Source organism: Acaryochloris sp. CCMEE 5410 (genome assembly GCF_000238775.2).
In the GTDB taxonomy this organism is placed as follows: Bacteria; Cyanobacteriota; Cyanobacteriia; order Thermosynechococcales; family Thermosynechococcaceae; genus Acaryochloris.
Genome location: NZ_AFEJ02000002.1, coordinates 1,917,000 through 1,931,505, shown reverse-complemented (window position 1 = coordinate 1,931,505; position 14,506 = coordinate 1,917,000). Strand labels below are relative to the sequence as shown.

Genomic DNA, 14,506 nt, shown 5'->3' with positions numbered 1-14,506 from the left:
GGACGTTCTGCCGGGAGAAGCGGGCTAGACTTGAAGAGCTACCAGTTGATCAAGTGACAAAAAACTTAGGGTACACTCGCAACATTTGCTATAAAAAATTTGAAGGGGTTCATTTAGCTACCCACTCAATCGTCTGATTAAGGTTAGGGTAGGGTCATATCGCAACTCAGCACTTCTAAGCAAGAATTTAGTTCTTCCTTTGTCTGTCCGCATGAATTAGGTTGGGATTGGCAAAGGCGGCTTATCTTTTGTCCATCACACATTCCCCATTGAGACTATGTCCACACTGGTTATTGTTGAATCTCCGACGAAGGCGAAAACAATCCGCAATTATCTGCCTTCGGGATACCGGGTTGAAGCATCGATGGGGCATGTTCGAGATTTACCCCGGACTGCATCGGAAATTCCCGCAGCGGTTAAAGGGGAGAAATGGTCCAGCTTAGGGGTCAATGTCCAGTCCGATTTTGAACCTTTATATGTTGTCCCCAAAGATAAGAAAAAAATTGTCAAAGAGCTGAAAGAAGCCCTCAAAAACTCCGATGAGTTAGTGCTAGCCACTGACGAAGACCGAGAAGGAGAAAGTATTAGCTGGCATCTGCTGCAGCTTCTGAAGCCTAAGGTGCCGACGAAGCGGATGGTCTTTCATGAGATCACCGATGAAGCAATTAAAGCTGCCTTAACCAATTGCCGTGAGGTGGATCAGCGGTTGGTTCGCGCCCAAGAGACCCGCCGTATTTTAGACCGCTTGGTGGGATATACCCTATCTCCCCTGCTGTGGAAAAAGATTGCCCCTAGCTTGTCTGCGGGCCGGGTACAGTCTGTAGCAGTGCGGCTGCTCGTTAAGCGGGAGCGAGAGCGACGTGCCTTCCGTCAAGGCAGCTATTGGGACTTAAAAGCAGCCCTTAGCAAAGACAAATCGGCATTTGAGTCCCGTTTAGTGACCCTAGCTGGCAAGCGATTAGCCACAGGCAATGACTTTGACGAGAATACCGGGCAAATCATTGCAGGGCGAGATGTGGTTCTGCTGAATGAAGCAGAGACCCTGGCTTTACAAGCTCGTCTGACCGATAAAACCTGGTCTGTTGCGGGGGTGGATGAGCGCCCGTCTACTCGTAAGCCTGCGCCTCCCTTTATTACCTCTACCCTGCAGCAGGAAGCCAACAGAAAGCTGAGACTATCGGCGCGGGAAACCATGCGGGTGGCCCAGAGCCTGTATGAAAAGGGATTTATTACCTATATGCGAACGGATTCGGTGAATCTGTCGCAGCAGGCCATTGCGGCTGCTCGGAGCTGCGTGGAAGACCTCTACGGGAAAAACTACCTGAGTCCTGAGCCGAGGCAGTATAAGACGAAAAGCAAGGGGGCTCAAGAAGCTCATGAAGCGATTCGTCCGGCTGGACAAACCTTCCGCACCCCTAAAGAGACGGGTTTACAGGGCGCAGAAAGTAAACTTTATGACCTAATCTGGAAGCGCACCGTCGCTACCCAAATGGCTGAGGCGCGTCAAACCCACATTACGGTTCATCTAGAAGTTGAAGATGCTGGGTTCCGCTCGACGGGTAAGCGCATTGATTTTCCTGGATTTTCCCGGGCCTATGTAGAAGGGTCCGATGATCCCGATGCCGCATTAGATGATCAAGAGGTGTTGCTCCCTTCCCTGAAGCAAGGGGATACACCGGAGTGTACAGAGCTGTCTCCCATTGGCCATGAGACCCAGCCACCTGCCCGGTTTACGGAAGCATCTCTGGTGAAAACGCTGGAGAAGGAAGGGATTGGCCGTCCCAGTACCTATGCCAGTGTAATCGGCACGATTATTGACCGGGGCTATGCTCAGCGTCAGGCTAATGCTTTGGTGCCCACCTTTACCGCCTTTGCTGTCACCGCTTTGTTGGAGCAGCATTTCCCAGATTTAGTGGATCTCAGCTTTACGGCGCGCATGGAGCGCAGATTGGATGGCATCTCCACTGGTGAGGTAGAGTGGCTGCCATATCTAAGCGACTTTTATCTGGGAGATGAAGGTCTGGAAACTCTAGTCAAAACTCGGCAGGATCAGATTGATCCAGGTGAAGCTCGGACCATTGATCTGGATAATCTGGAAGCCAAAGTGAGAATTGGTCGCTTTGGTCCCTATATCGAGACGGAGCATGAGGAAAAACCCGTTAAGGCGTCTTTGCCCAAAGATATGACGCCAGCGGATTTGACACCAGAACAAATTGAGCAACTCCTTAAACAAAAACTGGAAGGTCCTGAGAAATTAGGCTTCCACCCCGAGAAAGGAGAGCCTATTTATATTCTGCTCGGTGCCTATGGGCCTTATGTGCAGTTAGGAGATGTGACCGAGGAAAATAAAAAGCCCAAACGAGCCTCTCTGCCCAAGGGGGTGCCGATGGAGTCGGTGACTTTAGATATGGCGGTCGAGTTATTGTCCTTGCCCCGATTGTTGGGCCAGCATCCGGATACGGGCTGCAAGGTGCAGGTGGGCCTGGGGCGGTTTGGCCCTTATGTGGTCCATGACCAAGGCAAAGAAGGCAAAGATTATCGGTCACTCAAGAAAGAAGATAATCTATTCACCATCTCGTTTGAGCGAGCCTTGGAATTACTGGCAATGCCCAAAGGCACTCGGGGACGTCGGGGGACGAAAAAAGCCTTAAAAGAACTGGGCAACCACCCGGAAGATGAAACGCCCGTCAATGTTTACGATGGCCCCTATGGCCCATATATTAAGCACAATAAGACAAATGTCTCCTTGCCAGAAGGGAAAAAAGTTGAAGACGTGACCTTGGAGATGGCTCTGCCGTTATTAGCTGAGAAAGCTTCAACAAAGGGTAAGAAAAAGACGAGTCGCGCTAAATCAACCACGAAGAAGAAAACCACTAAGAAGACTACTGCTAAGAAAACGACGACTAAAAAGACTGCAGCGAAAAAGACCACTGCTAAGAAAACGACCAAGTCATAGTTTTAATTGAGGTGTCCAATCTCTAAGCGGGCAATTGAATCTTAAAGATGGGTCTTGCAATTGGCATTGGCAAGCTGGTTACTGCCTTGAAAGAAGGTGGTAGCGAATACCTGGATGTAGTGAATGCTCATTTCACAGCAATCAATGAAGTTCTGCTGGAACAAGACTTACCCACTCATCGTGAGCCAGACGGCTTTGAGTTGCCGAAACCACGTTGTGCAGTCCTGAGCTTCCCCTATTTTGATCTTTATTGTTTGCGGCGCTTTGCGGCTTATGTTTTGGCAGCGTCACCACGGATCCCCACGCCACTCAAAGAGAAGGATCGGCCTTGGTTAGATCCTCAACTCGAACAAATGAACACGCCCCAAATTCATTTGCTTTACCATTCGTACTGCACGGGCTATTACTTACCCATCGATTTCCCAAACGTAATCTTTGATCAACGGTTGCTAGGTGAAATGGTTGGTTCTACTTATCATCTGATGGATGAACTCGTCCGGATTGCCCCATATTTAGACATTCAGCTTAATGAAGGGCATCTAACTAAAAACGAGGCTGAACAGCTTCGCGACCTCATCCTGAATGATGGTTCTGATCACTATAAAACTGAAAAGATGGTGTGGTTTACGCTATTTGATTTTGCAGAGCAAAGTATCAAATATAAATCAGCCATTTGGTTTGGATAATGAGCGATTTCACAGCCATAGGGTGTTCACGATCAGCAATCTGTCCTACCGTTACGCTTGATATTTGCTACGAGACCTAATGTGCAGACCTCGCAATATATCTCCTATGTTGCAATTCTTGTAACGATGGGTATTGCGCTGAAAAGGTTGAGCTAGCATAGACCGAAATTCAGTGACGGTTTCTTGGGATCATGAAAATGAAACGTTTCCTTAGTGCTTGTCTGGTGGCTGTGTTGATGTGGACTAGCCTGTCGCCCGATGCTTTGGCCTTTTGTGGGTTTTATGTCGCTAAAGCCGATACGGCTTTGTATAACGAGGCGTCTCAAGTTGCGATCGCAAAAGATGGCAGCCGCACCGTTCTTACCATGGCCAATGACTTCAAAGGAGAAGTGAAAGACTTCGCCATGGTGGTACCCGTCCCAGTTCTCCTGCAGGAAGACCAAGTGCATGTGGGTGATCCCACGATTCTGAAACGGCTTGATGATTTTTCTGCCCCCCGATTAGTGGAATATTTTGACGAAAATCCCTGCCAAGTTTTTCGTAAGTCTCTCGACAGGGAGTTGTCGGCTGTCCCCAGTTCGGCTCCGCTGCAAGAGTCTCGAACTGAGGCCGATTTAGGCGTCACCGTCGAGGCCCAGTTCACTGTTGGGGAGTATGACATTGTCATTCTCAGTGCCAAGGAATCCAATGGTCTTCAGACCTGGCTCAACCACAATGGTTACAAAATTCCCCGTGGGGCGCGATCCCTACTTAAACCCTATATTCGCCAGAATATGAAATTCTTCGTTGCCAAGGTCAACCTAGAAGAATTTGAGAAATCTGAATTTCAGAAACTACGGCCTTTGCAGATGGCCTTTGATTCTCCCAAGTTTATGTTACCGATCCGACTAGGCATGATTAATGCCAATGCCGAGCAAGACTTGATTGTGTATTTGCTTTCTCCTAAGGGACAGGCGGAACTCGTCAACTATCGCACTGCCAATATCCCCACGGATGCCGAGATCCCCGAATTTGTGAAGGATGAGTTTGGTGAGTTCTATACCGCCATGTTTGAGACGGCTCATGTTAAAGCAGGTAAGCGGGTCGCCTTCCGAGAATATGCTTGGGATATGAGCAATTGTGATCCCTGTTCGGCAACGCCACTGAACCCAGAAGAATTGCGTAAAGCAGGTGTGTTCTGGCTACCAGAGCGGCCTCAAGGAGATTTTGTGGTCCCGCCTCGTTCAACGGGCGTATTTATCACCCGTCTTCATGTTCGCTATAGTCGCGATAAATTTCCTGAAGATTTGGTATTCCAAGAAACTAGCAACCGTCAGTTGTTCCAAGGACGCTATGTGATGCGCCATCCTTACAAACAAGAGGCGGATTGTCCTGCTGGTCGCCGCTACAAGCGATCCCTCCCCGTTCGATTTGAAAAAGAAGCCCAGACCCTGGCTAAGTTGACGGGGTGGACTATTCAGGATATTCGCCAGAAGATGGACTTTCAAACCCCCAAACCTGAGCCTTGGTGGAAACGGTTATGGAAATAAGGAGATGACAGTTCAAAAACAGCTTTCGTACAGATATTTCGTTTCTGTTTGCGCTGTATGAAATGTATGCCACGATCTGACTTGGATTGTTGGACCAGCTCAATTTTGCAAGAGGTCTGTTCTATGCTTCCTTGCTAGGTACTTTGTTACGAATCATTGCCCAAGTGAAAGTGATGTAAAACAATAGGATGCCTACTCCAAAAGGAATACGGCAAGCTAAGCCATTTTTCTGAGTCCATCCTCCATGGCCATGAACTGAGCATTCTCTTACCCCTGGTCCAAACGCTATCCATCCAATGGGCAGGCAGATCAGTGTTGTGAGGAGCAGTATCAGAACCTTTTGTAGATCAAGCTTGTTGAAGTTGACGGTAAATGCCAGTAATCCTGAGACCACAAAAACACCAGCACTGGCATAGGCAATCCATGCTGGAACCTGCAGCAAGTCAGGTCGCACATAGATGAGAAACGCGAATAAGATGCCAAAAAGCAAGAACACTATCCCAAAAATTAGGCTTTGAGATTGCTTTTTTGTCATGTTCGATTGCTTTTAAGAAAAATCTTTGGTTGGCACAATAAGGCTATGCCTATTGTAGCCAAGCCAATCGTGAGTCAGAGAGTGAAACGGCTTTTAACTTTGATGTTAGGGTAGACCCTTGGCCGTTTACATCGCTTTGATTAAGTCGACTAGAGAGGTCTTCATCTGAGGCTCTGCGTTGAAAGCGGTAAGGCTGTTAGCTTGCGTCTTGAAGGTTGTGAAGTGCAGATGTCGATCTGTGGAATTGCCAGATTCCAAAGTAGATTGAATTGATCCCTCCCCGCTCGGTTTGAGAAGGAATCCCTAACTTTAGCTAAGATTATTGGCTGGAATAGTCAAGATATTTGCCAGAAGATGGACTTTTAAAGTCCCGAACTTGAACATTTTGGGAAACGGTTGTGGGAATAAGAAGATAATCCCCCGTTGACTATTACACTCGTCTAAGCCCAGTGGGGAGATGGTCGTGTGTTGACCACCAAGCGGGTATGCTAAAGCCGAGAGCGGCCCCCTCTTCTGCTGATTCATTGGATATTCCGGAATGGCGAAACAAACGACCCGTAAAATCCTACTGCGCTGTCAGGCGGCAGTGTTGGTCTTGCTGAGTGCTGCATGTAGTGGGGGTGGACCCACTGGTAACTCTTCGAGCAGTCCAGGCATGGAGGTCACCTTTTTGGTGGGGAGTGCCATGGGCGACTTTTGCCAACAAAGTATGGAGCGTTTCAATCAAACGGGACCTAAGCTGAAGGACGGCAGCTCCTTTTCAGTGAAGTGTGTGGCCAAAGGCAGTGGAGATATTGTTTCCGAGTTGTTGACCCAGGCGAACGCCCTGAAAAATGGCAGTGTTTCGGCGGAAGATCCGAGTTGGCCGACCTTGGTTTCTTTGGATGGCGACATTTACGTTGACCAGTTAGCCTATCAATTTAGTCAATTGTTCCCAGGACAAAATTATTTGCCGACGGTGGCGGATGCCCCTCTGCTGGCCAATAGTCCGATGGTGTTTATGGTCCGGGAGGATTTAGCCCAAAGTCTTCGTAAGACTAAAGATCCATTTCAAGCGTTGCTCACGGCCAAAAGCCATAAAGACTTAGATGCGGGTAGCCAGCCGTTGCCCCTGCGATATGTACATACAGCTCCCACTCGTTCTAATTCGGGACTCCAAACCCTAGTCGCTCAGTTTGCGTCAGTCTCAGGCAAACGACCGGAGCAGCTGACGGTCGCTGATGTAGGAACTCACCAAGGTAAAGTCGGCGAAATTCAGCAGAAAATTACCCGCTATGGGACCTCAACAACCTCCCTCGCTAAGGCGATGGTGGCTAACGGACCTTTTTGGGCATCCGTGGGGTCGGTGTATGAGTCTTCAGTGATTGCGGCCAATGCCCAAGTTCCCGCAGGGCAGCCTCGCTATCAAGCCGTTTACCCTGGGATTACCTATACCTCGAATATGCGGGGCATTCTCGCGACTGGACCCTGGGTCAGTTCAGCTGAAAAAGAAGCAGCGGAGCAAATTATTCAATATCTCCGTCAGCCAGAGACCCAACAGATTGCGACGACGCTGGGATTACGACCCGGAACGCCTGGAGTCGCTCTAGGGAACAAGTTTACTCAAAACTGGGGGGTAGAAGCCCAGCCCAAGTATGATTCCTTCCGGGTTCCCAAACCGGAAGTGGTGGAAGCGATGCTGCAATCCTGGCAAACGGCAGCCAAGAAACCTTCACAGGTCGTGATTGTGGTAGATTCATCGGGATCTATGACGGGGACTAAGCTGGCCGCTGTGCAGTCTACGCTCCAGACTTACTTGAAAGGTCTAGGCCCTAAAGAGAAAGTCTCGCTGATTGATTTTGACTCTGTGGTTCGCAAGCCGGTATCCGTGGATGGTTCACCGGCAGGACAGTCCAAAGGTTTAGAGTTTGTCGTGGCCTTAAAGGCGGATGGAAATACAAAGTTATACGATTCCATTCTGGCGGCGCAGACTTGGCTCACCCAAAATTTGCGACCCAATGCCATTAATGCGGTAATCGTGCTGACCGATGGTGAAGATTCAGGGTCCAGCCGACGCTTGCCTCAATTGTTATCGGCTCTGAAAAAGAGTGGTTTTGAAGGGGAACAGCGGATTGCGATTTTTACCGTTGGGTATGGCAATGCTGGGGATTTCGCACCGGATGTACTGAAGCAGATTGCTGAAGCCAATGGCGGGTATTATCGTCAAGGAGATCCAGCCTCCATCGCCAAGTTGATGGCAGACTTACAAGTGGAGTTCTAGAGACGGTCAGTTGCCAGTCATGAGGATGCTGTGGTGAAATTTGTAAATCCCTTGTATCATCCCCTTGCAGTATTAGCTGGTGGAATTGTTTTAGTGGGCGGCGTGCGGCTTGCCAAGCTCAACCAATTTGTGATGCTGCCCCTAGCGGTGGGAGTGGCAGTGGTTGGAGCGGGTGTGATGGCCCCCGAGTCTTCGCCAGCGGCAAAGCCCAAACGTCGGAGTCCGGCCGTAGAACAGGAACTGGGTAATTTGCGCACCCAGGCAAACAAGCTGGCTCAAAAGGCCCAGGCATTGAAGACAGAAGCTCAAGACTTGCTGACCCAATTTTCACAAATGGAGTTGTTGGGGACGTTGCAATATGCGTGCGATCGCACCACCGAATTACCCCAAAAAATTGAAGCGATGGCCGAACGCCTGCATGGCGATGATTCTATCTTGTCCGTGCAGGAACTTCAGCAGCAACGGGTCACAGTTCAGAAGAAGCTAGCCCAGAGTTCTGGAGCCACCCAACAGCAACTCCAACAGCTCGACCAAAGTCTCCAGCGTAATATCAGCCTGGCCCAGCAGGGCCAAGATGCCCGACAAGCTCAGCTCCTGAGTCTGTCTCAATTGATTGCCGAGTCGGCTGGCGTATTGCAGGCCATGCAGAATCAGTTGCGGAGTGCGAACTTAGCTGAGGCGAGTCAATCTGCAGAACTTAAGAGTCTCAGTGATGAGCTGCGAGATTTCCAAGAAAACCTGGATGTGTTGGTATTGACCTAGGGAGAAACATGGTGAAGTCTCAGCGATCCCTGTATATTTCTCTGGCCATTATCGCGGCAGCCTTGGGATTGACCTTTTATCCACTAGGGGGTGATCAGGTCCACACCCTAGTGGTGGTCAGTGGCTCTGAGTTAGAACCCCCCTTAAAAAAGTTGATTGAGACCTTTCATCAACAGCAGCCCCAAATTCGCATTGACCTCAAAGTGCAGGGGTCCTTGGATATGGTGAATCGCTTTATTGACGACCGTAATGATTTTCAACCCACGGTATTAATTCCCGCTAATCAGGACACCCTTAAACGCCTAGAGCAGCGATGGACGGCTTCAGGGCCTGCCTTTTATGGTGACCCGACCCCGGTGGCGAAAACTCGCCTCGTTGCCATTACTTGGCCGGAGCGCGGCAAGGCTCTATTCCCTGACGGCAAATTTAGTTGGAATCGACTCGAAACGGCAATGAATGCCCAGCAGTGGGGTTCGTTCGGTGGCTCTGCTAACTGGGGCAGTTTTGACTTTGTGATGACGGATCCCACCCGCTCGAATAGCGGGCAAATGACCTTGAGTCTCTGGCTGTCCCATAAGCTGCAAACGTCTTCCTTGCAGGCAGCTGACTTGAATAGTCCGACCGCCCAATCGGCGGTGTCTACTCTGAAGCGTGCGATCTACCAGCCCGCCCGTTCTAGCGATATTCTGATGCAGGAGTTTGTAGTCCGAGGAGCAAATGATGCCGACATCATCACCAATTACGAAAGTGTGGCCCTGAATCGCTGGCAGGAGTCCAAGGTGTCTCAAGGCCAACCCTATCAAATTTATGAAATCAACCCGACGGTGGAGAATAAACCCACAGCAGCAATTGTTCGCCGCCAAGTAGATGAGCCAACGGCCAAAAAAGCCCAAGACTTTATTGACTATCTGTCACAACCGGATCAGCAAAAGGTGCTGATTGAATATGGCTTTCGACCCATTCATCCTGATGTAAAACTTGAAGATAATGCTACCGCGCTGTGGCAGCAAAACACGGGAATAGAGTTAAAGCCGAAAGCTCAGGTTATGGACTCGCCTTCTGTAGATGTCTTGAGAGAGGTGGGGCGATTGTGGGAGCGATCGCAGCCATAATACTTATTCTTACCCGCTCGCAACATTCAATCGTTTATGGTTTGACGCAACTTCACCCTAAGGCTGACTATATTGCCTCAAAAAATTAGAAGGCAGTGGATTTCCCTCCACCGTTTTCTTAGATGCTTTGGCTATACAAATCGCTCAATAGGTGAATTGGTATAAGACAGTCGTCTGCCAGCACAAAATCGAGTGGCTATTGTTGACCTTGAAAATAAACAGATAGAGCAGGAGTGATCTTGGCGCGCCTTCAAGAATTTCCCTAGTATCCGAACACTGGAATCATGCTATGAAAGTAAACCTTCGCTGTAGATGATGGAGGTCACCACGTTCTCACAAGGTCTGATGAATAATGAACCTATCAATCTACAAGACCGACTTGATCTTCAGTGCAGATACCTAGAACAATTAACCTGCTGTCAGAAATCTACTGGGTGAGAAGTCTAAGTCCCATGGGTTCAGCAGTTCTGAACCTGCGATAACTGATTTATGCAAAAAAGAAATAAATTATCTATCTGTATTTCGATTCTTCGGTGGCTAATTTCTGTCTATTTTGGCGCTGTGGGTCTATGGCGATTGCAGCGTTTCTTACCCTTAACTGAGTCTTTGCCAACCGCTGCCTCATGCCGTCAGGCAATTTTGCAAGGTGAAGAACGCATAAATCAACTTCCCCAAGTAAAACTGCGGAAAGGTTATTGGGATAAGGTTGGCTTTATGTACGACCCACCTGCTGATCGACCTCAAAAGTATCAGTATATTCTGGAGAACACATCAGGGATAAACAACGTTTTTAGCTCGCCTCAATTTATTTCCAAGATTAGCCAAGACATCATGGATAACTGCTCGAATGTGGGCATGGTTGGCTTTAGCGATTCGCGATTTGTCGCGGATATTAATTATGGATTCTTTGCCCAGAGTGCAGTCAAAAAAGTATGTCGTCCAGATCCGCTATCCTTTGTGTCGATCCATATAACCTATCCGTTTGGAGTTAGGAATTGGAGTTATGACGGTTGTAATTAGGACATGGGGAAATGGGAAGACCTACATTTTCCCTGCATACTCAATCGTCTGATCGCTAGTTACGGCATAGTGTGGGAGTCATCCGCTAAATGCTCCACTGCTCGTATGATGTTTCGATCAACGGTTGCCAATTCATAACTTTACTGGCAGCAGTTTTAGGCTAAATCGATGGCTGGAGCTAGATTTAGAAGATAACCTGCTGTTTTTGTGACAAGTCGGACCAACAAGGAAATAGTATGGCGCTCACTCAAAATCTAGACCTAGGGCATCTCATAACCAAATAAATTCGGGTCTACCTCACCCAGATTCAGATCTGCTAGACCATATTCAGCCCAACGGCGATCCACCATAGCTGCCACATCTGGATCAGCTTTCAACGGTTCTCCCCAAGGATGATCAGTTTCTGGGGGAATCTTTGTGGTGGCATCAATGCCCATGCGCCCCCCTAAACCAATCTTGGTGCTGGCAAAATCGAGGGTATCAAAGGGGGTTTCCGGCAAGATAAACACATCCCGCACCGGATCCACCTTAGAAGACACCGCCCACACCACCTGGCGCGGATCGCGGATATTGACATCCTTATCCACCACAATCACAAATTTGGTATAGGTAAATTGCGGTAGAGCACTCCAAAAGGCCAAAGCTGCCCGACGGGCCTGACCTGGATAGGCTTTATCAATCGAGATCACCGCTGCTTTATAGCTCAGAGCCTCCATGGGTAAAAAGAAGTCTACAATTTCTGAGACCTGCTGTCGCAAAATCGGTGTGTAAATCCGATTCAGGGCAATGGCCATCATCGCCTCTTCTTTGGGAGGACGACCGCTAAAAGTGGTCAGATAAATTGGGTCTTTGCGGTGGGTCATGCAGTGAAACCGAATCAGTGGCGCTGCCTCATTGATGCCACCGTAGTAGCCCATATGATCGCCAAAGGGACCATCTACCCCTGTTTCTCCGGGGGTAATTGTGCCTTCTAGAACAAACTCACTTTGGGCAGGCACTTCTAAATCGACGGTCTTGCACTTGGCTAAGTGCACTCCACTGCCACCATAGAGTCCAGCAAACAGCCATTCTGAAAGATCCACTGGGATGGGGGTGGCTGCGGCCATGATGATCAGGGGGTCGATACCGATTGCGATCGCAATCTCCAGTTTTTTCCCTTGCTCTGCCGCCTTGCGTAAATGCCGTGCTCCGCCCCGCACCGATAGCCACTGCACCGTCATGGTGTTCTTTGACTGTAACTGTAGGCGATACACCCCGACATTGGGCGTCCCCGTTTCACAGTCCTTGGTAATCACCAGGCCAAAGGTGACCACCTTGCCGCCATCCCCGATATAGGGCTGAATCATCGGGATTTTATTCAAATCCACCTGCTCATCCTTGAGCACCACCTGATGGCAAGGGGGCAGCAAATCCCGCTGGGGTTTGGCCTTAACTACGTCAAACAGGACTTTGCCAAAGTCGATAAATTGGTTCAGTTTCTTAGGCGGCTTGGGCTGCTGCAGCATTGCCAACTTTTTACCCAGATCCTCCAACTCGGATTGGGATTCCATATTCATCGCCCAGCAAGTGCGCTCCACGGTGCCCAACAGGTTCACCGCCACAGGATAGTCAGAGCCTTTAACGTTTTCAAACAGCAGCCCTGGCCCACCCTGCTGCAACATCCGATCCGAAATTTCAGCAATTTCAAGTTTGGGATCCACCAAGGCTTGGATGCGTTTGAGTTGGCCTCGCTCTTCGAGGCGTTGGATAAATTTTCTCAGGTCTCTAGCCATGGATTCCTTTGGGGGCGATAGTCGTTATGCACTATTTATATTATGAGCGGAATTGAGGACATCCCTGGGCCACTATTTTGTTCAACGGCAAGGAAACGGGTGCTCTTGATGCGTTTATGGGTCCGTTATTCTAGACCTGTTGCCTCTTCATACCTGCCCCATGTCAAAGTCTCCAGCTTCACCATCTAATGATTCGGGTGCTTTTGCCTCAGCGTATGTGACTGAGATGGCTAAGCTACTCGGACTATCGATTCCCCCAGATCAACTCCCAGGCGTAGTCGAGAGCTTTGAGCAAATCCACAGAATTGCCCAGCCCGTTTTAGACTTTCCTTTGCCGGATACCTTAGAGGCTGCGCCTCAGTTTGAACCATGAGTTTGACGGCAGCTCAAATTGCTCACCAGGTTAAAACCGGAGAGCGTTCAGCCACATCCATCGTTGAAGCAGCATTGACGCATATCTCTAGTCGAGAGGATCACAACTGCTTTACGACAGTTCTAGAGGCTTCTGCCTTAGCCAATGCCGAAACCCTGGATCGCAAACTGGCTGCGGGAGAAACGGTCGGTCCTCTAGCTGGCGTTCCGTTTGCGGTCAAAAACCTGTTTGATATTGCTGGAACGGTCACCTTAGCTGGCTCCAAAATTAATCAAAGCCAGCCCCCCGCCAGCCACGATGCAACTGCGGTGGCCCGCCTCAAAGCTGCAGGCGCAATTTTGGTGGGAGCGCTGAATATGGATGAATATGCCTATGGCTTTGTCACCATCAATCATCACTATGGCGTTACCCCCAATCCCCATGATCCGACTCGAATGTCCGGTGGCTCCTCGGGTGGATCAGCGGCGGCAGTGGCGGCTGGCCTCGTACCCCTGACTTTAGGCTCAGATACCAATGGATCGATTCGGGTACCCGCTTCGCTTTGTGGTGTCTATGGTTTTAAGCCCACCTATGGTCGTCTCTCTCGGGCAGGTGCCTACCTGTTTTCGAGCAGCTTGGATCATATTGGCCCCTTTGCCCGCTCGGTGGAAGATATTGCTCTAGCCTTTGAGGTGTTGCAAGGGTCTGACCCTCGCGACCCCATTTGTACGGACCGTCCGCCTGTTGCCCCGGATTTATCTGGGGATATGACGCGGATACGGGTTGCGATGGCCACAGGCCGGTCGAAGACCATCGCAACTGAGCATTTCACCCGAGGCATGACCCCCACTGTAGCCCAGGCCCTAGACCAAGTATCCTCTGCCTTACAGGTCACCCAAACCGTGACCTTACCTGAATCGGCTCGGGCGAGAGCTGCCGCCTACCTAATTACCGCCAGTGAAGGCAGCCAGCTCCATTTACCGCGACTACAAACGCGTCTACAGGATTTTGACCCGGCTACCCGAGATCGCTTTGTGGCGGGAGCGATGATGCCGAATAGCTGGTACCTTCAAGCCCAGCGCTTTCGCCGTTGGTATCGCGATCAGGTCCGCGAAATTTTCAAGACCGTCGATCTGATAATTGCTCCCACTACCCCTTGTGCGGCCCCATTCATTGAGCAGACGACGATGGAGCTAGATGGACAAACGGTGCCCATTCGTCCCCATCTGGGTTATTACACCCAGCCCCTCTCTTTTATTGGTTTACCCGTGCTATCAGTGCCCATCTTCCTGCCGGGAGAACTGCCCGTTGGCATCCAGCTAATCGCTCGCCCCTATGATGAGAACACGATTTTTAAAGCGGCTGTGGCCCTTGAAGCACAAGGAATTACAGAAGCCAAACCCGCCACTTAAGAATTGGGCACAACACGAACTTGAATATTTATCTTCAGCTGTTCCGAAGAACCATGAATATTGTATGCAAGCTATCCATTGTTGACTTGCCTTTGGCCGAGAGCATTCGA

At 49.7% G+C, this 14,506-nt stretch carries 11 protein-coding genes; 9 read left to right on the top strand and 2 right to left on the bottom strand.

The genetic code is table 11. From position 1 onward, the window contains the following. Positions 1-277: 277 nt before the first annotated feature. The 3 genes from topA to ON05_RS29695 all read left to right on the top strand — a co-directional run bounded on the left by topA (position 278) and on the right by ON05_RS29695 (position 5,171). Positions 278-2,956 carry a type I DNA topoisomerase gene (gene topA, locus ON05_RS29705; protein ID WP_262562472.1) on the top strand — a complete coding sequence of 893 codons (2,679 nt, stop codon included), beginning with the start codon at positions 278-280 and terminating at the stop codon, positions 2,954-2,956. A 47-nt stretch (positions 2,957-3,003) separates the two neighbouring features. Further along, entirely contained in the window at positions 3,004-3,642 is a 639-nt protein-coding gene (locus ON05_RS29700) for a hypothetical protein (protein ID WP_010474524.1), read from the top strand. Between the two features lie 191 nt (positions 3,643-3,833). Continuing rightward, a complete protein-coding gene (locus tag ON05_RS29695) occupies positions 3,834-5,171 on the top strand; it encodes a DUF2330 domain-containing protein (protein ID WP_029315248.1) in 1,338 nt (445 codons plus the stop codon). A gap of 121 nt (positions 5,172-5,292) precedes the next feature. Here ON05_RS29695 and ON05_RS29690 read toward each other — a convergent pair whose 3' ends face one another. Continuing rightward, the gene (locus ON05_RS29690) at positions 5,293-5,706 is read right to left on the bottom strand and encodes a hypothetical protein (RefSeq protein WP_010474520.1); all 414 of its coding nucleotides are present in this window, start codon (positions 5,704-5,706) and stop codon (positions 5,293-5,295) included. A 538-nt stretch (positions 5,707-6,244) separates the two neighbouring features. On the opposite strand from ON05_RS29690, the gene ON05_RS29685 reads away from it, so the two are divergent. The 4 genes from ON05_RS29685 to ON05_RS29670 all read left to right on the top strand — a co-directional run bounded on the left by ON05_RS29685 (position 6,245) and on the right by ON05_RS29670 (position 10,860). Then, positions 6,245-7,966 carry a VWA domain-containing protein gene (locus ON05_RS29685; RefSeq protein WP_010474518.1) on the top strand — a complete coding sequence of 574 codons (1,722 nt, stop codon included), beginning with the start codon at positions 6,245-6,247 and terminating at the stop codon, positions 7,964-7,966. Between the two features lie 33 nt (positions 7,967-7,999). Further along, positions 8,000-8,728, top strand: coding sequence for a hypothetical protein (locus ON05_RS29680; RefSeq protein WP_010474517.1), 729 nt, complete (start codon positions 8,000-8,002; stop codon positions 8,726-8,728). Between the two features lie 8 nt (positions 8,729-8,736). Next, positions 8,737-9,840, top strand: a complete 1,104-nt coding sequence (locus ON05_RS29675; protein ID WP_010474516.1) for a substrate-binding domain-containing protein — start codon at positions 8,737-8,739, stop codon at positions 9,838-9,840. 489 nt (positions 9,841-10,329) lie between these two features. Then, positions 10,330-10,860, top strand: coding sequence for a hypothetical protein (locus ON05_RS29670; RefSeq protein ID WP_010474515.1), 531 nt, complete (start codon positions 10,330-10,332; stop codon positions 10,858-10,860). Between the two features lie 260 nt (positions 10,861-11,120). Here the strand turns inward: ON05_RS29670 and ON05_RS29665 are convergent, their stop codons facing one another. Continuing rightward, a complete protein-coding gene (locus ON05_RS29665) occupies positions 11,121-12,632 on the bottom strand; it encodes a UbiD family decarboxylase (protein ID WP_010474514.1) in 1,512 nt (503 codons plus the stop codon). A gap of 160 nt (positions 12,633-12,792) precedes the next feature. Between ON05_RS29665 and ON05_RS29660 the strand changes: the two genes are divergently transcribed. Together ON05_RS29660 and ON05_RS29655 are read left to right on the top strand one after the other, a co-directional pair. After that, positions 12,793-13,005, top strand: a complete 213-nt coding sequence (locus tag ON05_RS29660; RefSeq protein WP_039780446.1) for a DUF4089 domain-containing protein — start codon at positions 12,793-12,795, stop codon at positions 13,003-13,005. Next, positions 13,002-14,396, top strand: a complete 1,395-nt coding sequence (locus ON05_RS29655) for an AtzE family amidohydrolase (protein ID WP_010474512.1) — start codon at positions 13,002-13,004, stop codon at positions 14,394-14,396. Before ON05_RS29660 ends, ON05_RS29655 begins: the two co-directional genes overlap by 4 nt. The last annotated feature ends 110 nt before the right edge of the window (positions 14,397-14,506 follow it).

What these genes read in the sequence shown, in the direction of transcription:
- topA (WP_262562472.1), top strand. Translation starts at nt 278, where the DNA reads ATGTCCACACTGGTTATTGTTGAATCTCCGACGAAGGCGAAAACAATC.
- ON05_RS29700 (WP_010474524.1), top strand. Translation starts at nt 3,004, where the DNA reads ATGGGTCTTGCAATTGGCATTGGCAAGCTGGTTACTGCCTTGAAAGAA.
- ON05_RS29695 (WP_029315248.1), top strand. Translation starts at nt 3,834, where the DNA reads ATGAAAATGAAACGTTTCCTTAGTGCTTGTCTGGTGGCTGTGTTGATG.
- ON05_RS29690 (WP_010474520.1), bottom strand. Translation starts at nt 5,706, where the DNA reads ATGACAAAAAAGCAATCTCAAAGCCTAATTTTTGGGATAGTGTTCTTG.
- ON05_RS29685 (WP_010474518.1), top strand. Translation starts at nt 6,245, where the DNA reads ATGGCGAAACAAACGACCCGTAAAATCCTACTGCGCTGTCAGGCGGCA.
- ON05_RS29675 (WP_010474516.1), top strand. Translation starts at nt 8,737, where the DNA reads ATGGTGAAGTCTCAGCGATCCCTGTATATTTCTCTGGCCATTATCGCG.
- ON05_RS29670 (WP_010474515.1), top strand. Translation starts at nt 10,330, where the DNA reads ATGCAAAAAAGAAATAAATTATCTATCTGTATTTCGATTCTTCGGTGG.
- ON05_RS29665 (WP_010474514.1), bottom strand. Translation starts at nt 12,632, where the DNA reads ATGGCTAGAGACCTGAGAAAATTTATCCAACGCCTCGAAGAGCGAGGC.
- ON05_RS29660 (WP_039780446.1), top strand. Translation starts at nt 12,793, where the DNA reads ATGTCAAAGTCTCCAGCTTCACCATCTAATGATTCGGGTGCTTTTGCC.
- ON05_RS29655 (WP_010474512.1), top strand. Translation starts at nt 13,002, where the DNA reads ATGAGTTTGACGGCAGCTCAAATTGCTCACCAGGTTAAAACCGGAGAG.